Origin of the sequence: Murdochiella vaginalis (genome assembly GCF_902381775.1) — a bacterium.
Taxonomy (GTDB): Bacteria; Bacillota; Clostridia; order Tissierellales; family Peptoniphilaceae; genus Murdochiella; species Murdochiella vaginalis.
In genome coordinates this window covers 470,335-495,668 of sequence record NZ_LR698969.1, presented here as the reverse complement: position 1 = coordinate 495,668, position 25,334 = coordinate 470,335, and the positions used below count along the sequence as shown (strand labels likewise).

24 protein-coding genes and 2 pseudogenes are annotated in these 25,334 nt (G+C 39.5%); 3 read left to right on the top strand and 23 right to left on the bottom strand.

Annotated features, from left to right (window positions below; genetic code table 11):
• Window positions 1–15: 15 nt before the first annotated feature.
• The 5 genes from FXY30_RS02080 to FXY30_RS02060 all read right to left on the bottom strand — a co-directional run bounded on the left by FXY30_RS02080 (window position 16) and on the right by FXY30_RS02060 (window position 2,605).
• Complete coding sequence (locus tag FXY30_RS02080; RefSeq protein WP_019190642.1) at window positions 16–654, bottom strand: TetR/AcrR family transcriptional regulator; 639 nt, start codon at window positions 652–654, stop codon at window positions 16–18.
• 431 nt (window positions 655–1,085) lie between these two features.
• Window positions 1,086–1,670 (bottom strand): DUF7010 family protein, encoded by a 585-nt coding sequence (locus tag FXY30_RS02075; RefSeq protein WP_071705115.1) that lies wholly within the window; start codon window positions 1,668–1,670, stop codon window positions 1,086–1,088.
• Window positions 1,671–1,696: 26 nt separating this feature from the next.
• A complete protein-coding gene (locus tag FXY30_RS07645; protein WP_232009054.1) occupies window positions 1,697–1,831 on the bottom strand; it encodes a CD1845 family protein in 135 nt (44 codons plus the stop codon).
• A complete protein-coding gene (locus tag FXY30_RS07715; protein WP_197675345.1) occupies window positions 1,776–2,072 on the bottom strand; it encodes a putative DNA binding domain-containing protein in 297 nt (98 codons plus the stop codon). Before FXY30_RS07715 ends, FXY30_RS07645 begins: the two co-directional genes overlap by 56 nt.
• Window positions 2,073–2,170: 98 nt before the next feature.
• Window positions 2,171–2,605: a cytidine deaminase family protein gene (locus FXY30_RS02060; protein WP_071705114.1), complete on the bottom strand. Its 435-nt coding sequence runs from the start codon at window positions 2,603–2,605 to the stop codon at window positions 2,171–2,173.
• Window positions 2,606–3,036: 431 nt separating this feature from the next.
• Between FXY30_RS02060 and FXY30_RS02055 the strand changes: the two genes are divergently transcribed.
• Window positions 3,037–3,474, top strand: coding sequence for a hypothetical protein (locus FXY30_RS02055; RefSeq protein WP_147659362.1), 438 nt, complete (start codon window positions 3,037–3,039; stop codon window positions 3,472–3,474).
• Between the two features lie 6 nt (window positions 3,475–3,480).
• Here FXY30_RS02055 and FXY30_RS02050 read toward each other — a convergent pair whose 3' ends face one another.
• Entirely contained in the window at window positions 3,481–4,107 is a 627-nt protein-coding gene (locus FXY30_RS02050; protein ID WP_071705112.1) for an ABC transporter ATP-binding protein, read from the bottom strand.
• A gap of 2 nt (window positions 4,108–4,109) precedes the next feature.
• Window positions 4,110–6,113 (bottom strand): bacteriocin-associated integral membrane family protein, encoded by a 2,004-nt coding sequence (locus FXY30_RS02045; RefSeq protein WP_071705111.1) that lies wholly within the window; start codon window positions 6,111–6,113, stop codon window positions 4,110–4,112.
• Between the two features lie 288 nt (window positions 6,114–6,401).
• Between FXY30_RS02045 and FXY30_RS02040 the strand changes: the two genes are divergently transcribed.
• Complete coding sequence (locus FXY30_RS02040) at window positions 6,402–7,580, top strand: recombinase family protein (protein WP_197675344.1); 1,179 nt, start codon at window positions 6,402–6,404, stop codon at window positions 7,578–7,580.
• 407 nt (window positions 7,581–7,987) lie between these two features.
• Here the strand turns inward: FXY30_RS02040 and FXY30_RS07600 are convergent, their stop codons facing one another.
• The 10 genes from FXY30_RS07600 to FXY30_RS01985 form a co-directional block, all read right to left on the bottom strand.
• A complete protein-coding gene (locus FXY30_RS07600; RefSeq protein WP_197675343.1) occupies window positions 7,988–8,245 on the bottom strand; it encodes a helix-turn-helix domain-containing protein in 258 nt (85 codons plus the stop codon).
• 808 nt (window positions 8,246–9,053) lie between these two features.
• Window positions 9,054–9,473: a nuclear transport factor 2 family protein gene (locus FXY30_RS02030; protein WP_071705109.1), complete on the bottom strand. Its 420-nt coding sequence runs from the start codon at window positions 9,471–9,473 to the stop codon at window positions 9,054–9,056.
• A gap of 513 nt (window positions 9,474–9,986) precedes the next feature.
• Window positions 9,987–10,874 carry a metallophosphoesterase gene (locus tag FXY30_RS02020; RefSeq protein ID WP_071706063.1) on the bottom strand — a complete coding sequence of 296 codons (888 nt, stop codon included), beginning with the start codon at window positions 10,872–10,874 and terminating at the stop codon, window positions 9,987–9,989.
• Window positions 10,867–11,601: an ABC transporter permease gene (locus tag FXY30_RS02015; RefSeq protein ID WP_071705108.1), complete on the bottom strand. Its 735-nt coding sequence runs from the start codon at window positions 11,599–11,601 to the stop codon at window positions 10,867–10,869. The genes FXY30_RS02020 and FXY30_RS02015 overlap by 8 nt, the downstream gene beginning before the upstream one ends.
• 7 nt (window positions 11,602–11,608) lie before the next feature.
• The gene (locus FXY30_RS02010; protein ID WP_019189667.1) at window positions 11,609–12,340 is read right to left on the bottom strand and encodes an ABC transporter permease; all 732 of its coding nucleotides are present in this window, start codon (window positions 12,338–12,340) and stop codon (window positions 11,609–11,611) included.
• Entirely contained in the window at window positions 12,333–13,256 is a 924-nt protein-coding gene (locus FXY30_RS02005) for an ABC transporter ATP-binding protein (RefSeq protein WP_071705107.1), read from the bottom strand. Before FXY30_RS02005 ends, FXY30_RS02010 begins: the two co-directional genes overlap by 8 nt.
• Window positions 13,257–13,276: 20 nt before the next feature.
• The gene (locus tag FXY30_RS02000) at window positions 13,277–14,044 is read right to left on the bottom strand and encodes an ABC transporter permease (protein WP_071705106.1); all 768 of its coding nucleotides are present in this window, start codon (window positions 14,042–14,044) and stop codon (window positions 13,277–13,279) included.
• Between the two features lie 103 nt (window positions 14,045–14,147).
• Window positions 14,148–15,071 carry a sensor histidine kinase gene (locus FXY30_RS01995; protein WP_071705105.1) on the bottom strand — a complete coding sequence of 308 codons (924 nt, stop codon included), beginning with the start codon at window positions 15,069–15,071 and terminating at the stop codon, window positions 14,148–14,150.
• A gap of 1 nt (window position 15,072) precedes the next feature.
• Window positions 15,073–15,771 (bottom strand): response regulator transcription factor, encoded by a 699-nt coding sequence (locus tag FXY30_RS01990; protein WP_071705104.1) that lies wholly within the window; start codon window positions 15,769–15,771, stop codon window positions 15,073–15,075.
• 29 nt (window positions 15,772–15,800) lie between these two features.
• Complete coding sequence (locus FXY30_RS01985; RefSeq protein WP_071705103.1) at window positions 15,801–16,016, bottom strand: helix-turn-helix domain-containing protein; 216 nt, start codon at window positions 16,014–16,016, stop codon at window positions 15,801–15,803.
• 935 nt (window positions 16,017–16,951) lie between these two features.
• On the opposite strand from FXY30_RS01985, the gene FXY30_RS01975 reads away from it, so the two are divergent.
• A complete protein-coding gene (locus FXY30_RS01975; RefSeq protein ID WP_071705102.1) occupies window positions 16,952–18,196 on the top strand; it encodes an IS256 family transposase in 1,245 nt (414 codons plus the stop codon).
• Between the two features lie 198 nt (window positions 18,197–18,394).
• On the opposite strand, the pseudogene FXY30_RS01970 reads toward FXY30_RS01975, so the two are convergent.
• The 6 genes and pseudogenes from FXY30_RS01970 to FXY30_RS01940 form a co-directional block, all read right to left on the bottom strand.
• Window positions 18,395–18,487: pseudogene (locus FXY30_RS01970) on the bottom strand (IS3 family transposase); the annotation flags it as partial.
• 519 nt (window positions 18,488–19,006) lie between these two features.
• Window positions 19,007–20,773: a recombinase family protein gene (locus FXY30_RS01965; RefSeq protein WP_071706062.1), complete on the bottom strand. Its 1,767-nt coding sequence runs from the start codon at window positions 20,771–20,773 to the stop codon at window positions 19,007–19,009.
• Window positions 20,774–20,835: 62 nt separating this feature from the next.
• Window positions 20,836–20,982 (bottom strand): SHOCT domain-containing protein, encoded by a 147-nt coding sequence (locus tag FXY30_RS01960; RefSeq protein ID WP_001058405.1) that lies wholly within the window; start codon window positions 20,980–20,982, stop codon window positions 20,836–20,838.
• Between the two features lie 448 nt (window positions 20,983–21,430).
• Window positions 21,431–21,847 (bottom strand): annotated as a pseudogene (locus FXY30_RS01955) (sigma factor-like helix-turn-helix DNA-binding protein).
• Between the two features lie 277 nt (window positions 21,848–22,124).
• A complete protein-coding gene (locus FXY30_RS01945) occupies window positions 22,125–23,948 on the bottom strand; it encodes a serine hydrolase domain-containing protein (protein ID WP_050201758.1) in 1,824 nt (607 codons plus the stop codon).
• On the bottom strand, window positions 23,945–25,324 hold the full coding sequence (locus tag FXY30_RS01940) for an MATE family efflux transporter (RefSeq protein ID WP_009346279.1): 1,380 nt from the start codon (window positions 25,322–25,324) through the stop codon (window positions 23,945–23,947). The genes FXY30_RS01945 and FXY30_RS01940 overlap by 4 nt, the downstream gene beginning before the upstream one ends.
• Between the last annotated feature and the right edge of the window lie 10 nt (window positions 25,325–25,334).

Sequence of the window (25,334 nt, the reverse complement as noted above, 5' to 3'; positions counted from 1 at the left end):
TAAAAAAATATAGAGCTACGGGCTGCGGTACTTTTCCCAACCCGCATTGAAAAAATTAGACATCGTCTTTGCCATACTGAGAAGCTGTTCTTTATCGGATGCGTGTACAACGAGTTCAGAGATGGCGTTGAAAAATGCATGATTGATGATATGGACACTTTGCTTGGTCATAATGGAATCCGCGTTTTCTTTCCCATGGATCATCTCTAAAATCGACCAGTCATTACGATCCTCAATTTCGATGAGTTTATCTAAGAAATGCTCATACTTTGTGCCATAGGATTTAAAAATAAGAAGCTCAAAGATATCTTTATGTGCATAGAAAAACTCAACACTTTTAAGCGTCCCTTCTTGTTTGAGTTCAAGAACTTTTAAGATTTTTTCTTTGGGAATGGGAAACTCCGTGCCGTAGGTGGAAAAACTTTCTTTTTCGTAGTAGTTATAAATTTCATTGATCTTATCTGCTAAAGGCTCTACCAACTTTGCAAACAAATCTTCCTTATCTGTAAAATGCTTATAGAAAGCTCCTGTTGTCACGCCAGCTGATTTACAAATTCTTCTCAAATTTGCTTTTTCATAGCCTTCCTCCAAGAAGGCATCCAGACCACTTTTTAGTATGTTGGCATGAGTTTCTTCAAAATTACCTGTAGTCATAGATCCTCCCATCAAAAATAGTTCTTGCTTAGATAACTAAGTTATCTAAATATTACACCCAGCTGTTGCTATCTGTCAAGAGAAATATTTTTACGTCAATAATTATGACCAGAAGAAGGCCTGATTTTATATGATCGGGATGCTATTTTTCCTATCGAATTGTTTTCGTGCCCCCCATACCTATTTTTCGTACCCCTGCGTATGAGTTTCGTACCCTAAGCGGCTGTGCCGTTAAAATGTATCAAATATGTTGTTTTGTTCTCTAGTTTCATTACGTGTTGGATACAATAAAACCTTAGCTTTGAACTCTGAAACTTTAGCCTTGAATTCTGAAACTTTAGCCTTGAATTCTGAAACCTTTTTAAACATCTAAAAAGACGGTATTACTACCGCCTTAATTATTTACACATAACGTATTTAGATTTAGATTTCTATTTCATAGAAACTTGATCCTTGCTAAGCTCTACAAACTGGGATTTGTTGTAGTTATCTCCCATTTTCTTTAATTCCATATGTAATACACAAGCAAATACTATCTCAATAATACATGCCGCAACAGCAACCGTTGTGCCGTTTAATGCACATCCTAAAATCAAGGAAATCATCGGAATGGAAATTGCAGCAACTGTATATCCCTTTGATTGATACAACCATGAATAGGGAAATAAATGTGCTCCAAACACCATAGCGTATACCATAATCATCTTTTCCGGAACCGCACTAAACACCCACATAACGATTAATAAATAAATCATTTGATTTAAGGTGAAAATGAAGCCTAATTGTCCAAGTGGATTTTGTTTTGAAAAGATATCCACCTTTATAAGTTTACCAATGAGCCAAGCCAGCGGTAATAATGGGCATGAACAGCAAAATACCAATAAATTTTTCATATTCATATTGATATCTAAAATTGACACAAGTACTATCAGAAGCCATATAATCACCGATGCCATGATAAATGGTAATCCTTTTTTCTGCTGAATTGCAATTTCTTTTCTTAATTCATCCACCATTTTCTCCTTCAGAAATTCAAATTTGTCTACACCGCCTTAATCTTATAATTTATCAATTCTATAAACGCTATCACAGTCGCTCCTATCATCGGAAGCCCATAGGGACTAAATAGGAAACCGATAACCAAGCCAGATATACCTATTCCAACTTCTCCTTGAATAAAAGAAGCTAACGCCCCAAATATGCAGAACATCATAACGATCAACATTGAACACTCTGAAAATAGCGTCTGTCTTATGCTGAGGTAACACGGACATGATACGGTTATTCGTACCAAAGAGTAAGATTGCCGCAAGTGTGATACCTTCTTTGTTCGTTTCCGGATCCTCAAGTATGAGTCCGCAGCTTCTGAGCATTTCCTCATCCGTCATGTCAACCCACAGATGGTGCTCAGTATTCATTCTCGCCATTCTCCTTGCTCGATCCATAAGATCATGGCGAAGGCTTGAAACCGGGATGGTAGTGTGGGAGACCTGATCTGTCTATACAAGCGGGACGGTCATTTTGCTTTCGCTTCAGCATATCTATCTTTGCCCCACCAATTTGGCATGAGCTCCTTCAACGTGACAGTCTTCCGCTGTTCAAAGTCCTCCATAATCTCCATTTTTTCATTTTCTTCATTCAATTGATAAAAGAACTCTCTACACGCTCCACAAGGCATACCGCTTCCTGCGCCATAAGGTGCCTTGTCGCGGAATGCGATCAGGCGCTTCACCTTCGTCTGTCCGCTATTTACATACATATTAAGAGCGGCCACACGTTCTGCGCACAAATTAAGAACCCCACTGCAGCTCTCAATGCAGAAACCCGTGAAAATTTCTCCGTTTTCAGCTTCTATTGCGCATACAACATGATGTGCGTAAACGAATGGAGAAACTTCCTCCGGATGAAATTGTGCCTTCGCCTTTTCATACATTGTATCCCAAATATCCATATATCCCTTTTCTCCTAAAATACCTAAATTTATCGCATAGGCCTTCCTATTTGCATATACTCCAGTTTCATCATAATCTTTCCTATCGAAAACTATTATCCGAATTAGACATCTATCTCACAGCCACAACTACCCCAACATCTAACTCGGCAACTCAACATAGTGACATCTATTAAGGCAACTCAACTCTCACACTTTTTGACCTGATCTGCCCTTGGATAAGTTACCGAGAAGCATTCGTCCTGTTCGATACCAAATTTTCCCAATTGCCCGAAAACCGCAGTATTACTGGGCTTTCGCGACTATTTCCCCTCGACCCTAGACATCAATACCACCGTCTCAACATGGATTGAGATGACCGGATGAATGTCTACAGACTCTTTTTACTGGCCCTCGTACAAGGAAACTGGTCAAAGAATATAGACTCGTACATGGAAATTGTTCAGAGCTTTTCTCCTGTTCAAGGTAATTGGTCTATATTCTTTCTCATTTTTGATACACTTTTTCATAGTCGTAAAAACGGCTATATGGCCATATGGTTCATCTCAGGATTTACTTTTATTATCGTATCGCAAACCGCTTCTAAGAACTCCATATCATGTGATATCACTAATATCAATTTGTCCTGCCGCTTTGCCTTTATCAGATTTTTTGCCACGATTTGCATAGTTCTGTGGTCCAATCCACTGGTCGGCTCATCAAGAAATAGAATTTTCCTAAAAGACATCATCCTGAAAGGCCCGGCTGGAAGACGAAAAAGACCGGATCCTGAAATAAAAAGCCAGTCAGAAAGCACACCAGAAGAACTTGGCTGCCATCGAAAAATTCATCCGAAATCAGGACATCAAAAATCTGAAGTTTGGGAGTAAGCTCATCTAGGAAATAGCAAGAACCTCATCGCAACGTTGCCATATTTCCGGACTATGGGTTGCAATGATAATCAGACGCTCAGGATCACGCATTTGAAAGACCAGTTTTAAGATCTCATCGGCCGTTTTGGGATCCAGGGAAGCTGTGGGTTCATCCGCTAAAAGCAGGGAGGGCTTCTTCAGCATCAACTTGCCCACCGATATGCGCTGCGCCTCCCCACCCGACAACGTATAGATCTTTCGATCCAAAGGAAGATAAGACAGATTCACCTTGACCAGAACGTCTCGGAAAGCCTGCTTCTTTTCCTCCTTACTCATCTTTTTTCCTACAAGTCCTAAGTCCAGGTTTTCAGCTACACTCGCATTCTCAATAAGGCCAAGATTTTGGAAGAGATAGCCCAGTTCTTTTTCAAAAAAGGTCCGCTCCTTATAGCTTTCCAAGGCTTTTCCACGGTAGATGATTTGTCCTCCATTCCAAGCTTCCAACTTGGCCATCATGTTGAGAAGAGTTGTTTTGCCGGATCCGCTTTTCCCGATCAAAGCATAAATATTTCCGGCTTCAAAACGAAAGGACAAATCTTTGAAAATTTGATGATCTCCATAGTTTTTTTGGACTTTAATCAGTTCCATCATCTCTATTCTCCTTTCAATAAGGTAACGGCACTTCGATTTTCTCTCTTCATTTGCCGATGAAGAAGGATGCCCTCCATCATCATAAATACAAGAAAGACCAGAAGATTCAGTAGGACTTTACGGGATAAAACGAAAAGTAAGATCAGGCCGCCTGCCATCACCCCTCCTTGTAATTTTAAATAGTTTTCATGATTTTTGAAAAAAGAAAAGCCTGAAATTCTTCGAATAAAAATCATTCGTCGGAAGTGTTCGAAATACAAACGATTCATGACCACAAAGGAAACGGCCGCTGTCAGTGTACCAATGATGCTCCCAATTAATAAGGTAATCAACTCAAAACGGTAGCCTGCCACCTGCTCTAGGTATACATTCCTTGTGTTTTTAATATGAGAAACAGACCTGCTTAATCCATGTTTATGAAGAAGCTGTTCTACCCTATCAAAACTGGGAAATAGGAGATAGGCATCGATTCGAGAAGACCATTGCTTTGCAGAAGTGATAGACTTGCCTGTAGCTTTAGGCGTCAGCACAAGAATATAGGGATCCTCCAGATATTGTCTTGGTGGCTTCCCTTCATAGTTATAAAAGAAAACCGGGTCCGCTTTCGCACTTAGCAAACGAATAGGTTGTATATCTTCTTTACTTCGCTTGGATTCTTTTCCCCAAAAAGCCTCATAGAGATAGCTTTGAAGAGCTTTCTCAGCCTTGGCTTTTTCCTCTCTGGAACAATTCTTGGACAGGATTAGGCCAAATTCGCCTTCCTGCAAGTGTTCCATCTTTCTTTGTTCATTTGGATCGGCAAGGATCTCCTCCCGTTTTAAATAGGATGGGCTAACCAGCAAAATTTTCCGACTTTCCTCCAGACTTGGCAAAATTGGGTCCTGCTCTCGTAAAAAATGCTCGCAATAGAAAACGTCATCTTCCATAAAAGCGTCCGCCGTGAAATCGTACCAGGCTAGATCCCGCTGATTTTGCAATTCTTTTTGATAAGGATCAAAGGCACCTAAATTCATACTAAAATGAAAAGCATCCGATCGCTTGGCCCATGCCTCCGTCCCCTCCTGAATCGTTTGATACAAAGGATAGACGACAGTGACCATGTGGGTTCCAAAGCCAACTGCCAAAAAAGCGATTCCTTGCCCAATTAGTAGGACCGCAAGGGCCGACTTAATAGGCATTCTCCCCTTTATAAGATCAATTAAATGGCTTTTTCTCAGCACTCGCCAAAAAATGAGTTCCATCAGAAGGGATAAAAGAAGTAGGATTATGGCATAGATTCCGGCACAAGTCAAAAGGAAGAGAATAAATTTGTCGTTCCAAAGTCTGGTAAGGATAAGAAAGAAAACCGAAACAAGACCCGCTGCGAAAAAGCCTATCAAAATAGCGAATACATCGTCCAGCAGGGATGCTTTTAAAAGATGCCAACGACCTATGCCCGAAAGGACCTGTATCCCTGATTTTCTAAGGTCTTGAATCCGGCGCATGGTGATGAGAAGAATGAAAAGCAGGCCGAAAAGAAGCAAGCTAAAACTAAGTGATGGCCGTGGGAGATAGCCTAGAACTAAGGAAAATAAAGAATGATCATCGGGAAAATACTCCGCCTTCGCCCCATGAGAACGAAGGACTTCAGCTAGCCTCTCCTGAGAAAGGGAGCCACGTAAGATGCTGTAGGAATTGACCGGGTCCACTTTCTCCTGATCCTGGCTGCTAGCCTCTGTCATACCCTGGGGCAACTTCCCTGGGCCGAATAGAAGGTAGGAAAAATGGGATGTCTTTCCATCTTCATCCGTTGGCTGTGCAATTCGTAAACTAATGAGACTGTTGGTTTCTTTGCCCAGCTTGTCTAAATCCTTTTCTACATCCTGCCAATCTAAATCTTGAGGCATCGATAAGACGAGCACATCCGGATACATCGTAAAAAGCATGCCATCAGGCTTTTCCTGGAGGATGAAACAAAAAAATAGAACAAAAATGATTGAAGTCAAACTAGTAAACCATCTCTTCATCACAACCTCCTTTGGGAGCCAATATTATGAAAACAGACAACCATTTCTTCTTCATAATTTCGTCCTTAATTCCTCAGCGTCCTACTTTCTTACAAGTTTATTGTAATCCATAATTTCCTTAAATGCATTCATCCTGTACACTCAAGGGGCAAAAAACATCTAAGGCACAGTCTCAAGCGACTTGTTATCTAAAGAGTACACTCAACTATACCTACTTGTTTTTTCAGACCGCTCCGATCAGTTCCGCGGCTCCCATTTTACCTAATTAACTTAAATGTCAAAAGCCCCTTGATTTCAACGCTTTTCACCCTTCCCTTGGCTGTAGAATTCACCAATCGCGCTTCGCTTTCGCTCGCGCTCTTGGGAATTCCTGACACGGCACCTACCTACGACTCGCTGACGCTCGTCGGGTTAAGTGCGCAACATCAGTGCCACGCTCTCAACATGACTCGATTGCTCCAGATTGATGTCAGATTTTCGCGGTCGTTCGCGGGAATTTATCAAAGCGTGTTTTTGCCTCGAAACACACCGATTTTTACCCTTGGTATGGATAGGATTGCAGACGGGCTTATGGCTGACGGCATCCTCACCGGCGCTGGCAAGGTAAAATGGCACACCAGCACCATCAACAAGATTCTCCGCAACGAGAAATACATGGGTGACGCGCTACTTCAAAAGACCTATACCACAGACTTCCTGACGAAGAAGCGGATCAAAAACAACGGCACCGTTCCTCAATACTACGTCGAGGGCGACCACGAGGCAATCATTCCGAAAGAGCTCTTCATGCAGGTGCAGGCGGAGCTTGTCCGTCGCCGGGTAGTCCACGTCAGCCCGACAGGTAAGAAACGCAGGTTCTCCTGCAATCACTGCTTTGCACAGATGGTTTTCTGCGGAGACTGCGGTGAACTTTACAGGCGCGTCCACTGGAACAACCACGGCTGCAAATCCATCGTCTGGCGCTGCATCAGCCGCTTGGAAATCACCCATGCAGAGATGCCCTGCGAGAACCGCACGGTCAACGAGCTCCTGCTGCAGGAGATCACGCTGAAGGCCATTAATAAGATTCTGACCGAGCGTAAGGTCTTTTTGAAACAACTGCAGGCAAACATCGCCAAAGCCGTAGTCAGCGCCGATACCCTCTCGCCGGACGGCATTCAGGAAAGGCTCTCGGAGCTGCAAAAGGAGCTCATCAAGAAAGCCAACAACAAGCAAGACTACGACGCCATCGCCGATGAGATTTTCCGGCTCCGGGAACAGAAAGAACAGTCCGAGGTCGACAGCCATCGCCGGGAAGAGACCATGAACCGGATCAAAGAGCTGCAGGACTTCATCGCTAAACAGAAAACTGACATCACAGAGTTTGATGAGACTATGGTTAGAATGCTCATTGAGAAGATTACCGTCTTCGCCGACCATTTCACCGTGGAATTCAAGTCCGGCCTCACAATCGACATCGAAGCATAAAAAGGCTCCTCGCCACTGAACCGAATCAGTATTGAGGAGCCTTGGTCTGTCTTATTCTTCTTTTGTCAGCACTTTCTTCTGCCAGCTGCGTTTTCCGCATTCTGGGCATTTCATGTATCTCGTCCGTCCTATATGCATAGCAAGATTTGTCTGCCAGTATGTAGGAACATATCTGTGGTGGCAATTCTGGCATTCATAGTATCCGGCCTTTTGCTCAATTCCCACAGCGATAAAAGCGACCGTAAATATCATCACGAGAGCGAATACGATTAGTACGATTCTCAGCCAGACTGGCATCTCTATAAATGACGCCACAAACACCATGACCAGTCCAGCAATGACGGCAGGAAACGCAATCCAGTATTCCGTCCTTAGCATTTGCCGGTTCTTTTCTTCAACCTCTCGTCTCATCGCCAGCAGGTTTCTTCTGCCCGTTTGTCATATACTTCTGCCATAATTCTTTCGCCCGACAGGAGTTCGTTGACGTTGATTTTCAGAAGCTCGCACAGCTCCAGCATAATCCCGGAATCCGGCATGGACTTTCCAGTCTCCCATTTTGATATTGCCCGGTCACTGATTCCGAGCTTCTCGGCAAGGACTGCCTGAGTCATGCCCTGTTCCTTCCTGCAGGATGCCATGAATTTTCCAATTTTGATTTGATCCATATCGGGCACCTCCTTTCATGACTCAAGCATAGTCGGAATTGATGTGAATTTACACGAACCGGCAGTTGATTTTTGCCCACTCTACCACTGGTTGAGTCCAGTAAAATGCGCTTCTCACCTCCAATGATGGCAATGTAGGAGTCTTGGTCTGTCTTAAAAAATAAGGGATATGTTCCCATGTAGCGCAGGCCTGATGAGCCCGATCACAATACTTTTATCTGATTTGCATTTAGCTTCTTTTGTCTCTACAAGTTATATCTCTCCAAAGTTCAAAAAATTTCTGACATCTATCTCGAACACTCAACTACCCTGACATCTAACTCACTAACTCCACTTAATGACATCTATCTCGGCAACTCCACTCTCACATTTTTCCGGCCGTGCCGCCGTAGATAAGTTCTCTCAGAGCGTTCACCGTCTCCACCTGCTCGAAGCTGCCGGAAGCCGAAAAGTGCCTGAAATCAAGGGCTTTCGAGCCTATTTTCCTTCGACCCTTGATAACAATACTACCGTCTCCGCCGTCGGCGGCTGACCGCTCAGCCTGCGCTCCGCTTGACTTCGCGGGCCGCCTTGGCATGAGACCTACTTTTGATGCTGCTTCGAGCCGCTTTGCGGCTCTCGCACCATCAAAGTTAGGGCTTCAACATGTATCAAGACTACCATGATGATAACCCTACATCAAGAAATAGGTCTTAACGCTCGTTGCAGGATGAAATAAGGCAAGGGGAATGTTGTTGAAGGGTGCGAATCAAAGGCTGATTAATTAGCATAATTATTCATATAACTTAGGATTTGTTCGTTGACGACATCAAAACCAATTTACTCTTTCATCTCTAAATTCAGGATCGCTGCTTTGCTGATAAGGGTTGTAGTTACTTCGATTGCATCCATATTCCTTTAAAAATTTTATCTTATTATCAGCCGTCCATTCAATCAAAGAAATTCCGTCAAATTCTTCTGTTTTTCCTGTATGCATTTCATTTTTGAAATACCATTCAACGATAGTCTGATTTTCTTTATGAAAAAATTGCTTAATTTCCCATACCAAAACTTTCCCTCTCGTATTCCACTCTTTAAACCAGTGTTTTACTGTTTGCAGATCATAATATTGTGGTCCCCAGTTTTCCGTGTAAACCACATTTTCTGAAAAAATATGATCCATACCTAAATCTCGTTGAATTATCCACATCTCAAACCACAAACGTATTATTTCTTCTTTTTCTTTCATAAAAACCTCATAAGTTAAATGTTCGTTTCATTAAAATACATGAATCTCAAACTCGTGCTTCATGGATTCTTCCAGCAACCGTCTATATGCGCCCATAGTGAATACAATATCAATGCTACGAATCGACAATCATTTCATTCCATGTGTAATCTGTAAAGAAGATTGTTTGTCTCATTTAGCTTTCTTGGGTTTCTTTTCGGGCAGTTCCGTATACATACCTTCCAGTAGTTCTTTAATTAAATCCGTATCCTCAAATCTGTCGAATACGTGCATCAACGTCTTTGAACCTTCATAGTGATATCGCAATTCTGTGCCTGTAAGAAGTCTATCCGATGTAGGCGTTTTCTTCAGAAACAGTTCATTATCGCCAATATCACCTATCAGTTTACCGTTAAGGTATACAAGGTATCCGCCCAATATTCATCCATCTCGGAGATCAGATCATCTTTTTTTAATAAAACTGAAAGTATGGTATGAGGATGGGTGCCTAAGTCCACTGCAAACCGGTATTAATTATTCACTATTCAATTCAACAACAACTATTTCAGGTCTGTTATTGAAACGAACAGGAATGATACTGTTACCTACTCCACGGCTGACGATCATCGTTGTATTATTTTTGGTATATATCCCGGCATCATATTTGGGAAATAATCCCTGATTTGGCGCAACTACACCGCCTATAAACGGCAACCTGAATTGCCCGCCATGAGCATGTCCGCTCAAAACCAGATCAATATGTTCCATAACATAAGCCTCAAATGTCTCCGGACGATGAGACAACAATATACAATATTCCCCCGATAAGTTCATCTGATTTAGCTTTGTTTGAAGCATACTTTCTTGAAGCGCAGAGTCTCTGTCTGTAAAATCAGGATCATCTAATCCGGCAATTTGTACCGTCTGACCGCCTTTTTCTAATTTTATCACCTGATCATGGAGAATATGAACATTTTCATCAAGAAGCTTTTCTTCCAGTTCAGAAAACTTACTACCGATCCATGCTTCGTGATTGCCGGTTACATAATAGCATGGCGCAATCTTCATCAGCTTGCTTACCAAGGCTGTGGCTGTATCAATGTTTGTCTTGTTTGAGTCAACCAAGTCTCCGGTTATCGCTATCATATCCGGATGTTCTTTCTTTATTATTTTTGTTATCTGACTGTTGTCTCTACCAAACTGTGCATTGTGGAGATCTGATACTACGGCAATCTTATAACCATCAAACGTATCAGGCAGCCGATCACTGGTTATACAATAACGAGTAACACCAACAGTTACATTCCCCCATATAGTCCACAGCACAAGGGCTAACAAAAGCGTCAATGCTATAACCATCAAGCGCTTCTTTTTTCTATTATAAAAACGATATTCATTGCTATTCTTTCTAAATCTAATCATACACATGAAAATTAATCCTTTTAAGAAGGGTTAGAGACAAAATTCCACATCCAATAATTACTGCAAGACTATACAGTCTTCCACTGATTGATGCCTCATAATACCCTGCAAGTTGCAGGGCTGCCGTGATTGGATAAAAGGTTGTTCCCAAAGGCAAGAGGTTCGCAAACAAACCTGCGAAAGAATATACTTCTGCGAAAACAAGAGCAAGCCAATATCCCTTTTTTATTATAGACACAAATGCAATAATCGGTGATATTACTATAAAAATACCAAATCCATTTAGCAGATACACCTTCATCATTATTAGTACACTATTCAACTGTAAATCGTTGAAATGAAGCATCGCCTCCACAAAAAATGTTATTGCAAAAAGGAGCAAATAGATAAATAAACTCAGAAGTAATGTAAGCGTTAGTTTGGCTTCTGTAAGTTTTGATTCATCAACAGGAATCATCCGAAGAGATTTAAGCGTGTCCTCCTGTTCTTCTCGACATATCGTGTAACTGCCTAAAAGAGCAATGATACCGGGAAGAACGAAAAAAGTCGCCAGAGAAAGGACAGACTCCATGTACCACCCCACATTATCAATGTAACACTTTCCATAATGTACAGATAACCCTTGTGCATATACAACTGCGGCTACCATAAGAGTTGAAAAGATTGCAATCCAAAGAACCTTTGACCTTCGCAGTTTCCATACTTCTGTTAATAATAAGTTTTTCATTTTCTTCTCACTTTCCTAATTTTAATATTTTATAGGCAAGAAAGACAGAGATTATGTCCCATAATCCTATACAAGAAATCGCCATTGATATATTTAACGATTGCCCTAATGTTACACCCGGAATATTTTGTACTATTAAAGCTGCGGCACTTGATAGTGGATGCAGATATGGATTAACCATTAGCAAAAGAAATCCGGAAAATGTATAAAGCAATGTGACACATACTGGCAGAATATATCCTTTTTGTATTAAAGCTACTGCAAGTACCGGCATCATTGCCAGCGAAATTACAGAGCCTATTTCCAAACTTTTTGAAAGCAAAAAGTTACTGCTTTCCCAGTCAAAATCAAAGTATCCGAAAGCTGTTCCTAACAATCCGGACAGAATAGCGGAAATCAACATAAAACTCATAGAGAATAAAAATAGAACGATAAATTTACTGAAAAAGAATTTTATCTTACTGATTGGTATAATCCAAAGCTGTTTTAACACATCATTTTGATTCTCCGTATAAATAATCAAAGTAGAAAGCATTCCTAAAATAACCGGTAGTATGATCCATGGAGTGTAACTAAACACCGCCCATTTATAGAATTGAATCGCAGAAATTCCAGACGCTACTTCTCTACTGAAATAAATTAGTGCAACAAACGGCATAACTATTGACGAAAGCATCAACAGCCAGACTGTTTTTCTGCGTTTCAATTTATGAAATTCCAGTTGGAGTAAATTAAGCAATTCCTTCTCCTCCTGTAATTCTTTTAAAATAGTCTTCCAATGTGTCATTGCAAACTTGTGAACCCATAACTGCAATATCCTTTAGCATAAATGCTTTATTTATTGCGGCCACATCTAAAGACGTATCATAAATTCGTATTGTTTGTTGGTCTTGAATGGAATAATCAGTCAAATGAAACTCTTGTTCTAAAATCAACGCCGCTTTAGAAACATCTGAAACAAGAATAAGAATACACTTCCTATTCTTTTCCTCAAGCTCACGCATCGAGCTTTCTTCCAGTAAAACCCCGTGATCTATGATGCCTACATCATCTGCCAAAAGTGCAATTTCTGAAAGAATATGACTTGAGATCAAAATTGTTTTTCCTTGCTCCATACTCATAGTTTTAATAAACTTACGAACTTCCGCAATACCAATAGGATCAAGACCATTTGTTGGTTCATCCAAAATCAAAAGTTCAGGATCGTGAAGAATTGCATTTGCAATTCCGAGTCTTTGCTTCATGCCAAGAGAATATTTGCTAAATAGCTTTTTATCCTTGAATGGAAGCCCAACAACATTCATCGCATGCTCAACTGCATTAGAGGACGCTGTCCCTCTGAGCTTTGCAAATATTTCCAGATTTTCAGTTCCTGTTAGATTAGGATAAAATCCCGGCGTTTCAATAATTGCTCCAATTCGAGGATAAAGTTCTTTTTCATGTTTCATTATATTTTGTCCAAAAACTTCTATCTCTCCGGATGTAATAGATGTCAATCCAAGAACGGTTTTCATTATAGTTGTTTTTCCCGCCCCATTACGTCCAAGTAAACCATAAATACGACCACGCTTTACATGAAGATTAACCGCATTAAGTACCGTTTGATCGCCATAAACTTTTGTAAGTCCTTTTGTTTCGATTACTAAATCTGTCATTTTCAAATCTCACTTTCTTTTTAATAAGTTCTTTTCTTTAAAACTGCAATAGAAGCCATCATTGAAACTACGCCAATCAGCAGTAAAGAGAACGCACAAACAAGAGGCGTAATAGTCAATGTAATTCCCTGACCCCAAAACTCAACCATTTCAGTTGCAGCAGCAGAAGTCTTTGCATATATGCCCATGGCACTGATTAGTGGATGCACTCCCATAAGATAATTCGGAGCAAGCACAGCTGGAAAAAGATAAAGCAGCGTAGCTCCAATCGGAAGAACATAGCTTTTAGATACAATCGAAAGAAAAACGATTGGAAGCATGGCTACAGGAATCAAGATTCCACCAGTCAGAAACAACGTAACAGCTTGCAAAATAGTATGTGAATTGAAATCCGGGAAATTACCAGTAATTGCTCCGCCAATTACACAAAATACGAAGGTAAAAAGACATAGACTTACCGATAAAATGATGATTACAATCACTTTTGATATATATATTTGCGTTTTTGAAAGAGGAATAGTAAGAATCTCTTTCCATGTGTTGTTTTTATGCTCTTCAAAAAACAATGTTGTTGCAATCAATCCAAGCGAAATAGGCAAAAAAAGTCCAGTCAAATTTTTAAAAGCAAGCGTATAAAGATCTCCAAAGCTATCCATAATAGAACTACTCCTTGATATACTATAAGCCCGCTCGATAGCATATAACCCCATCAAAAATGCCAAAGTAAATAAGCCCCAGAGCATCTTGTTTCTTTTCCATTTTTTAAATTCTGCTATTATTAACGTCATATCATGCAACTCCTTTCTGTTTCAAGTATATCAACAGAACCTTGTCGTAACCTTGCCGCAGTCTTGCTTTTTCCTTGCTTTAAAAGAAGAACCCTGTGAAAACTCACAGGGTTCTTGGCAATGTAATAGTAAAAGTTGTCCCATTTCCTGATTTGCTGGAAGCTCTGATAGTTCCGTTGTGTATTCGAATTAATTCTTTTGTAATTGCAAGACCAAGACCATTTCCCGTTCCAGTCCGAGAAGAATCCACTTGGTACATTCGCTCGAAAATATGAGAAATATGCTCCGGTGAAATTCCTTTTCCGTTATCTCTTATCATTATTACTACTTCATTTGAATCTTCTATAATTGTAAAAATAACATGGTTCCCAGAGCTATGAGCAATGGCGTTTTGAAAAAGGTTATTTAATATTCGTGTATATGCGTTTGAATCTATATGTATTATATATTCCTCTTCAGGAATGGCGATCTCATATTGAAATCTGTGAGCTTCAAGCGTAGGAATCCAGTCTGCGACAATTTCACGAGATATTTCATTTAAGTCTATCTCTTCAAAGTGAAAAATTTGTTCACCCGCATCCAGTTTTACCCATTCAAATAAAGATTCCACGAATTGTCGTAAATGCTGTGCTTTCCCCGAGGCAATATGAATGTATTCTTCTTTTTCATCGTTTTCGACCAGTCCGCTTTCGACAGCATCTAAATAGCCAACCAATGACGCCAGAGGTGTTTTCACGTCATGTGAAAGACTGGTCATTAAACGTTTATATGCTTGTTCAGATTGTTTTTGCTGAATCAGGCGAGTTTGATTATTGATTGCAATTTCATTGATACCATAACAAATTTTTCTGGTTATATCGTTATCACGGCTCAGAATACGGCGGTTCATATTTCCTGCCTTTATATCATTTAGAGCAACTATGATAACATCAATCTGATTTCGAATCCGAAACAACTTACTTATAAGAAAAATAATTATCAGCAAAGCAAGAATTATAATAAATGTCAGCAAATAGTATAAAGTCATGTCATGCCTCCGCGTTAAAGCGATAACCTACACCTCTAACCGTTTGAATATAGTATGGATGTTCAGGATCTAATTCAATCTTTTTTCTTAACTTGCTTATAAAAGACATGATATTGCTGTCGTCAAACGCATACTCATTTTCCCAAACCTGTGTATAAATTTGCTTTTTTGTAAAAACACACCCCCTGTTTTCTGCAAAGAATACGAGTAAATCAAACTCTTTTCCCGTTAGTTCAATAGGTGTATTTGAGATCATAACAGTCCGATTGTTTTTATCAATCTGCATATCATTTAGGACAATTTTATCAATTTCTTTTCCAATTTCTGGATTTAAGGCGGTATAACGACGAATGAGAGAATTGACCCGAGCCATTAACTCTTTTATGCCAAAAGGCTTTGTTAAATAATCATCCGCACCAAGTCTCAGCCCGGAAACTTTGTCATTCTCATCACTTTTCGCTGTCAGCATCAATACCGGTACATTGCTCTTTTCTCGAATTTTTTTTAATACCTGAAATCCATCTAATTCAGGCATCATAACATCAAGAATAACTAATGCACAGTCATCTGTTTCTCTTAAGTACTTGAGTCCATCCACCCCTGTATAGGCAGACATTGCATAAAGATTTTCTTTTTCAACACACTTTTTCATAAGTGCACATAAAGATTTATCATCGTCAATGATTAATACAGTTTTCATTTATGTTCCTTTCGTTTTGCATGTAATGTCTAATATTTTTCTCGCTTCACATACCGAAGCTCTATATCGTAACCCAGAGCTTCCATCATTTTGACAAGCGTGTTGTTGACGATGGTTTCCTTGCTGCGGATCACCCGGTTCACATAGGGAGCGGATGTACTGATTTCCTTCGCCAGCTTTGCCTGGGTGATTCCGGCTTCAATACATTTCGTTTTCACATCAAGTTCTATATTATTTTTAAGCACGTCAGGCTCCTTTGTTCTCGTTTTCTTTAATTAATAAGATAATTTATTATACCACGACGCATTGATGATTTCCACATAAAAAATCACCCGATGAAATGTAACCCGAGAGTCCCGTTTGTAAGCTGAGACTCCCGTTTGGTAAGTGAAAGGTGATGTTTTGTAACCGAGATTCCCGGTTTGTAAATGAAAGTCCCGTTTGGTAAGCAAAATTCCCGGGTTTTATTATTTTAAAGACATGCTACAATGAGTTCAGACCAGATTTCTGCACGCCAAACAGAGATCGAATCACGCTCGAAACTTTTTGTATACGGAGATTCCATCCCTGGTTTCAATCGTTCAGTTGTGTTCTTCCTCTGGCGGCCGTGCATGAATGATGGTTACTTCTTGAGAAGTTTAGGCTTCAGGATGATGTTCTCTGCTGTAACCTTTGAACATCCCAGTTTCTTGAGCACTTCTTCTCCGTAAAGGAAGCTGAATGAGTCGTAGGGTGTACGGTCATTCAGCTTCTTTCTTTTGTACGAGTTGATGTGGTTCATCATCTGGGTCACATCTTCCTGCGTCAGGTTGTCAAAGCTGGTGCCCTTGGGAAGAATCCTCCGGATCAGTTCATGATTTACCTCACAGGAGCCCTTCTGGTACGGGCTGGATTAAGACTACCCTGATAATAACCCTACATCAAGAAGTGAGTCTTAACGCTCGTTGCAGGATGGAACTTGGCAAAGGGAATGTCGTTAGAGCGTAGGAGTCCAAGACTTTTCGAACGAAAGAAAAAGCTTGGACTCTGAGACTTGTTTAATAGTGATTAAGCTTTGGTTATTGGGATCCAAAGTTCCATTTTGTATTCCGAGAGTATGAAAGTTTTTCTGTAAAAAGCAGATGAAGGGTTCCGAATGGGTCTCCTGTGATATACACTAAATCACAGGAGGCTTTTTATTATGGCAACAAGAAAAAAGAGACCCATCCATAAAGTCGTTATGACCGAAGGAAAACGCCAGATCGTTCAAAAACTCCTTCAGGAATATGACATCGAAACTGCAGAAGATATTCAAGACGCACTCAAGGATCTGCTAGGAGGCACCATCAAAGAGATGATGGAGGCTGAGATGGACAACCATCTTGGCTATGAGAAATCCGAGCGCTCTGATTCCGACGATTACCGCAACGGCTACAAGGAAAAGACCGTCAACTCGCGCTATGGCTCTATGCAGATCGAAGTCCCGCAGAATCGGAAATCCACGTTTGAGCCCAAGGTTGTCAAAAAACGGCAGAAGGATATTTCAGACATTGATCAGAAGGTCATCTCTATGTATGCCAAGGGGATGACGACTCGTCAGATCTCCGATACATTGATGGATATCTATGGTTTTGAGACTTCAGAAGGCTTTATATCCGACGTGACGGACAAGATCCTGCCGCAGATCGAAGAATGGCAGAACCGACCGCTAGACGACGTCTATCCCGTCCTTTTCATTGATGCGATCCACTATTCCGTACGAGATAATGGAATCATCCGAAAGCTTGCTGCATACATCATTTTAGGCATCAGTTGCGAGGGAAAAAAAGAAGTTCTGACCATCGAAGTCGGTGAAAATGAGAGTGCAAAGTACTGGCTGTCGGTATTGAATGGTCTCAAAAACCGCGGCGTAAAAGACGTCCTAATTCTCTGTGCCGACGGGCTGACCGGCATCCGCGAAGCCATCCAAACGGCCCTCCCTAAAACAGAATACCAACGCTGTATCGTCCATCAGGTACGGAATACGCTGAAATATGTGGCGGATAAGGACCGAAAAGCTTTTGCCAAAGATTTAAAGACGATCTACAATGCCCCGAATGAGGAACAAGGACGCGCCAACCGGGATCACGTGGCAGAGAAGTGGTCAGAGAAATACCCGCATGCTATGAAACGATGGGAACGGGACTGGGATGTCATCACACCAATCTTTAAGTTTTCTGCTGACGTCCGAACGGTTATCTATACGACCAACGCGATTGAGAGTCTCAATGCCACCTACCGCAAGCTGAATCGGCAGCGAAGTGTTTTCCCAAGTGCTCAGGCGTTACTGAAAGCCTTGTATCTAGCCACATTTGAAGACACGAAAAAATGGAGCCTGCCGATCCGGAACTGCGGTCAGGTCTATGGTGAGCTGGCGATCATGTACGAGGATCGGCTGCCGGCCTAAGTTCTAAATACCGTCAAAAACGGGCAGAAAACCCTGCCCGCTCTTGACATACCATCCGGTATGGAATTATATACTAAGCAACTGCCAGACAGCCGGAACTGCTGTTATCTGGGCTGTTTGGTAAGAAATCATATCACAGGAAATCCTATTTACAGAAATTCCTTCACACACGGGGGTGCGGACATTTTCTTGGACTGCCTAAACAGCAATTCCAAGACTACGTCTGTACTCCAAAGGACTCATGTTACCAAGTGTTCCTTTGATTCGCTTTTCATTATACCAAACGAGGTAATCATGTAAAATGCCCATGAATTCTGGCTCTTGTTGTGAGGATAAACTCGTCGGACAAGGTGGACGGATCCCGGAGAAACTGTTCCTGGGCTTTTTTCAATCTTTCAATGCTTCTTAGATCAAACTGATGTATACTAACTGACATAGAGGGCCTCCTTCGTGTTTTTGGTTGTGGTGTGGAAGCTTAACCTTAACACGTTGGAGTACCTCTTTTCTATTGCTTTTGAATTCCTACAAAAACTTTACACTAGCAATTCTCTCTTTTCACAAATTCAATTTTGCCGCTCCGACATCTATTTCACAGCCACAACTACCCAACATCTAACTTGGCAACTCAACATAGTGACATCTATCGTAGCAACTCAACTCTCACACTTTTTGACCTGATTTGCCTTTGGATAAGTTACCGAAAAGCGTTTGTCCTGTCTGATGCCAAATTTGCCCGATTGCCCGAAAACCGCAGTATAATTAAGCTTTCGCGGCTATTTTACTTCGACTCGTGACATCAATACTACCGTCTCAACATGTGTTGTCAATAGGATAGGAATACAAATTATTAACCTCGTCGCTTGAATGAGGATACAATTTGTTGTCAGTTTCCTCATTAACTTCCTTGGCATTTTTTCTTCTGCTCTTGAATAATCTTCCGTCCTGAGAATCTTTTTTTCCAGTCTTATATATGATAGTAATCATTGCAGGATCAATATCACCATCATCATTTGTCCCACCGATTACGATTTTGTCTACTATACTTTCAAATACTGTCCTATCAAACTCTTCAAGATATTTATTAGACTCCAGTAACTTCTTAAACCCCTCAAGCCTTTTCTTCAATGCTTTTTCATCAGTCAGTGTTACCTCTAAAGTCCTCTTTTCTTCGAGCAATTTTTCCTTGCTTATGGCTATTTCATTATATTTCTCTTGATATATCTCCATACTGATTGCTTCATTAAGTCTTAATTCTACAAGGTCTTTTTCTTTCTTCAGTATTTTATCAAGTTGATTGCTTATTTTCTTCAAGTCCTTTGCTAAGCTATTATCTTTTAGCTCTTCTTCCACAGTTTTCAAGAACTCATTTGTAATTTCTACATTATTGTGGCATACCTGACGATAGCTTTCCATAAATGCTTTTTCTATGGCTTCTTCCTCAATGCCTTTGCTATGTGGACAATATTTCTTTCCGTTTTTTGTTGCATTAACACATTGCCAAATTACCTTTGTATATTCAGAGCTTGAATGCCAATTTCTTCTTGAAAGCATGTGTCCACAAAAACCACATTCAAGCATACTGCTAAAGGCGTATTTTCTTGAATACTTTTCTCTTTTGCCACCATTGTTAGCAACAGTATTTCTATTTTTTGCTCTTCTTAATCTAATCCCCTGCGCCTTTTCAAAATCTTCTTCAGAAATAATAGGTTCGTGATGATTCTCAATATAGAATTTATCTTGTTCTCCGAAGTTATCCAATCTTCTTTTTGAAATAGGATCAACAGTAAATGTTTTGCCCATAAGAAGATCGCCCTTGTATTTTTCATTCTTAATGATTCCTAAAACAGTGGTTTCAGTCCACCTCTTATGCCCTCTTGGTGATAAATAACCTTGTTCTTCAAGCTCTCTGGAAATAACCATCCCACCAACACCTTCAAGGTATCTCCTGAAAATATATCGTACAATCTCAGCTTCTTTTTCATTGACGGAAATACTCTTGGTCTCCGGATCATAGTCATAGCCTAAACACCCTTGAAACCCGACCATTTCTCCTCTTTCCATCTTCATTCTCAAGCCTTTTTTAACATTGGCTGAAATATTTTCCACTTCCTGTTGAGCGACTGAACTTAAAATAGTCAAAAGCAATTCGCCATCCATCGTTAATGTATTGATATTTTCTTCTTCAAAAAATACTGCAACATTGTATTCCTTCAGCTTTCTAACATATTTCAAGGTGTCTAAAGTATTTCTTGCAAATCTTGATATAGATTTTGTAATTACCATATCTATATCTCCGTTCATACAATCATTGATTAATCTTTGAAAATCAATTCTTCTGTCAACCTGTGTGCCGGTTATCGCTTCATCAGCATATATCCCCGCAAGTGTCCACTCATTATTTTGCTTTATAAAATCTGTGTAGTGTTCTACTTGAGAATTATAGCTGTTAATTTGATCTTCGGTATCCGTGCTGACTCTGCAATAAGCTGCTACCCTCTTTATTGAGCGCTCTACACAGCCTGATGCAGTTCTTTTCAGTGTGGTATCACCTTTAATAACTTTTACATCTCTTTTCACTGCACCCGCCTCCTTTTTTTGTATCTTTCTATGCAGTTTTATTATACCACACTTCCAAGACATTATAAATATAATTCTGTGGGAATGTTATACTTTTTCATCAATTTAATTTTTATCTTTTTATATTCAATATCGCTGAGTAAGTGCTTAGAAAGTAACATAGACAGCATAGATAATTGGAGGCTGTATTTTAATAATTCATTATTCATTTCAACTCCTCCTCATTCAAATTTATTTTTAAGTTTAATGACATTGGTAGGTGCTTGGCAGCAACATAGGAATCTCACCTCCGCCTCTTATTCCAGACGAGCCGGCTTAAACTATTGAAGTATCATTATCACTACTTGTTTCAACGAACAGATTGCCACATCTGTTTTTATGTATTCTTATTTATCGCTCGCTTTCTTGTTTCCTTGATTTATCAGTATTCATAAAACCAAAATTTCTTTCAGCAGAAAGGTCATGGCGTAAGTCATAATTCTCCACAAGTAGATAAAGTCCTACCTTGGTCTATTCAGTTGTCAAGGAACAAGTGCCTATTGGCTTTTAGAGAGATTTTCTTTTAAGCAATTCTTGAAAATAATTCTTCAATTAGATTAAGAGGACAGATCTCCCTTCACTTTATACAAGGAAAATCTGCCCTCATGCACAAGGCGATTACTTCATAAATTCTTCCAATAGCACACTTAGTTTTTTAAGAATGCTATTTTTTCGCCATTGTATAGCTTGATAGCTCACTTTCTTACCTCTCGCTATGCTTGATAGCGTTTCATCATTGAAATACAAACGCTCTATGATGTCCCTTTCCTCATCGTTTAGTTTTGATATAGCATTTCTGACTGCCTCAATCATCATCTGTGTTTCAACAATCTTTGCTACATCAACGCTTTCATCAGCGATGTTATCTACAAAATTCCCATCATGATCCAAAGAGGAAAAGAAAAGCAGGTGGTTTTTTCTGTCCACCTACTCTAAATACTTCTCGTGTTCTTTTTCTCGCCAGTAGACTTTATAAATATCTTCACTGACTTTTACCTTTTGCCCTCTGACATAAAGGTAATACTCTTTTGCCATAAAGTTTCCTCCATTTCTTTTTTGTCTATTTGTTTTTCAGACAAAAAAGGAGGACTCCTGCACATAAGCATAAAAAGTCCTCGAAAACGGAAGAAACCTGTTCTTCCAAAATGTTTTAAATTTAATTGTTTATAATAATTACTGACATCAAAAAGGTCTATTATTATTTTCTATATAAATAACAGACCCTACATAACACATAGCAATTACCTCCACTATTTAATCAAATTTTCCTTACTCGAAAAATATATATTAGAGCATTCTTTTAAAAGATCCTCTATACAACAGTTAAAAACCCAAGATAATATGCCGAAAAAATCTGAGCTATAAATATTAGTAGTAATCCACTGTTTTTGATACTTCTTTCTTTGAAAATTGCATATCCTCCACATAAAATCCCTATAATACTAAAACACCATCCAGCAATAATAATAATCATAAGTTCATGAGCAAGAATTTCATATATTGAAAACCAATGAGCCATTCCTGTAATTCCAGAAATCCCAAGCATAGCTCCACAAATATATAGATATATATGATGTCGCATACATCTCTTCCACCTTTGTATCGTTGAAATGATGCATATAATCAGTAATGTTAAAAATAATAATGTGGTTGATATATAAGTTCCCAAGCTGAACAAAAATGCTATTTTCCCTTGTGTGTTAGTGGCAGGGATATAATCATGAGCTAATCTAAAGCTCATAGAATGTACTTTGCCGTCATTTATATTAAAAGCAAGTATTTTTTCTTCAGGACTCGCATCCTTGCAAAAGAAAATGTTAGAATCTATTTGTTCGTAATATTGCTTTTTATCTTCAAATGGCATGGTAAGACAAAGACGATTTCCATCTGTCACTCTAATGGAAATCATTTGCTTTTTCCCTTGTATTTTTCCAACATTTTTCAATGCAGAGCGGGCAGGAAGATAATCTCCGCTTAACATCTTGAGATCTAAATTTTCTTTTATCTTTTTTTCATCAGCTTCTGTATATGCAATTTTTTCCATAATCTCCGAGCAAAACTCCGTCTCCATTACATTTGTCAATATTAAAATTGCTCTCTCATTTTTCGGTTCTACCCATATTTGTGTTTTGAATCCGTATGTTCCACCTTCATGTCCATGCATTTCCGGATTATTCGCATATTGCCAGAAGCCGTGAGATAAACCTGAATTTGCACCATAGGAGCGATAGGTTTCTGTAAACATTTCTTTTTTAGTATGAGGATTATTAAACAATAGATTATCTTTATCATTATTTTTAGCCAGCTCTTGTGCATAATTCAACAAATCCCCAGCTGAGCCATTCATTCCACCAGCAGGGTACATTCTTAAATACATATTCGGTTCTTTGCGGAATCTCTTTTCAAAAAAAGAATAACCGACTGCCTTTCTTGCCAAAATCGTAGGATTATCATTTTGAAATGGACCTATCGATGTATTGTTCATATCTAAAGGTTTCAAAATGTGTTCATTTACATATTCTTTGTAATTTTGACCACTCACTCTTTCTACAATAAATGCAGCTAATGCAGCGCCCCAGTTAGAATATGCGCTTACCTTGCCCGGTGAAAATACCTGTTCGGGTTGATGTGAGGACAAGACTTCGGCTAATGTAAATTCCTTATCACTTTCAAAATAGCGAAGGTTAATAAGCTGCTCCTCGAAGCCCGCCGTATGATTCATGAGATGACGCATTGTAATAGGTGTATCATAGTGTAAATTTTTCAAAAAACCTTTTGGTAGATAGTTGCGAATATCCGCATCCAAATCAATTTTTCCTTCTTCATTTAATTGCATCACACCTACCCATATAAAGGTTTTTGATATTGATCCCCATTCAAAAACTGTGTTTTCAGGATCCATAGGTATATTTTTTTCTAAATCAGCGTATCCGTAGGCTTTTGAAAACACAATTTCTCCGTGTTCAGATACAATGACACATGCACCTGGAACGCTTTTACCTATATACGCATCCGCAACTTTATCAATAACAGTTTCGTAATGTTCAGTTTCTTCCGCAGCAAAAATAAAGGAACGCGGAAATAAAACGACAAAGGCAAAAGCAATGAAACAACTCAAAATGACGATTTTTTTCATGATATCTCACCAACATTAACCTTGTTTATTTCCTGTGCAAGCTTAGTAATGCGCTTGTATTCACTAATTAGCAATATAATGGCAATCAAAATTATAACGACATCATTCAAAGGCAACGCCAGCCATACTCCGAGAACATTTTCGTTCAGAAAACGAGGTAATATCAATACTAAAGGGATTACAAGCGCAAGTTGCCTTAGTATAACCAATACTCCTGCCTGCTTTGCTTTACCGATAGCCTGAAAATAAGTGACTGTCATTATGAGCATGCCATAAGTAGGAAATATGCAGTACATAAGCCTAAAATTAGATAATCCTGAACTTACAATAACTGAATCGGTAATAAATGCAGATAATATCTGCACTGAAAAAATTTCAATTATGGCAAAGAAAAATCCGGCAAGACAAGTAGAACCTATAATAAATACATTCGTAAGTTTTTTAACCCTTATATATTCTTTTGCTCCGAAATTTGTTCCGACAGCGGGCTGCATCCCTTGACTCATTCCCCATATCGGAACAAATGCAAGCTGCATAACTCTTTGAGCGGCTCCCATAAGAGCTATTTGCTTTTCTCCGCCAAAATGCACTGCCGTATTATATACAACTGTCATTTGAACCAACATCATAATTTGCATGAGCATAGCGCTCATTCCCACGGAAAAAATTTCAGGTAATAAATCTTTTGCAGGTTTTATCCCATGAAAACGAACCACCGGACTTTTTTTCAAGAAGTATATTAAGGTGACCAAAGCTTGACTGATTTGAGAAATCACAGTTGCGATTGCAACAGCTTGCGGTCCTCGAGATGGCATAAACAGAATGAATATAGGATCTAATATAATATTTAAAATAGCACCAGCCGCCATGATTCCCATTGCAATTCCCATGCGACCCTCTGCCCTTATTACCATATTTGCACCCTGCATAAAATTTACGAATATGGAGCCGAGATATACTGTTCTTAAATAAGAAACACCCATCTCCATCACTTCACCGCCGGCACCAGATAAGCGTAAAAATTCAGGAGCAAATATGATACCGATAATCATAACTACTGATGATAAAACGATTACCAAGAAAGTTAGATTTCCTATAATCTTATCCACGGTTTCTTTATCTTTTTTTCCGATTGCCCGAGAAAGTACAGAGCCCGAACCTATCCCAAGAAGAACAGCAATCGCATTATTGATTAATACAAACGGAGATGCCGCCGAAACTGCACTCATGGCATCGGTTCCCACCATTTGCCCGACATAAATTGAATCGACAAAGGCATATAATCCTACTATCAGTTGACCCAAAATTGCCGGCAAACTAAGATGAATCATCAATTTCCAAGGATTTTCCATAAGTAATTTATCACGAACATCCATTATAAAAACC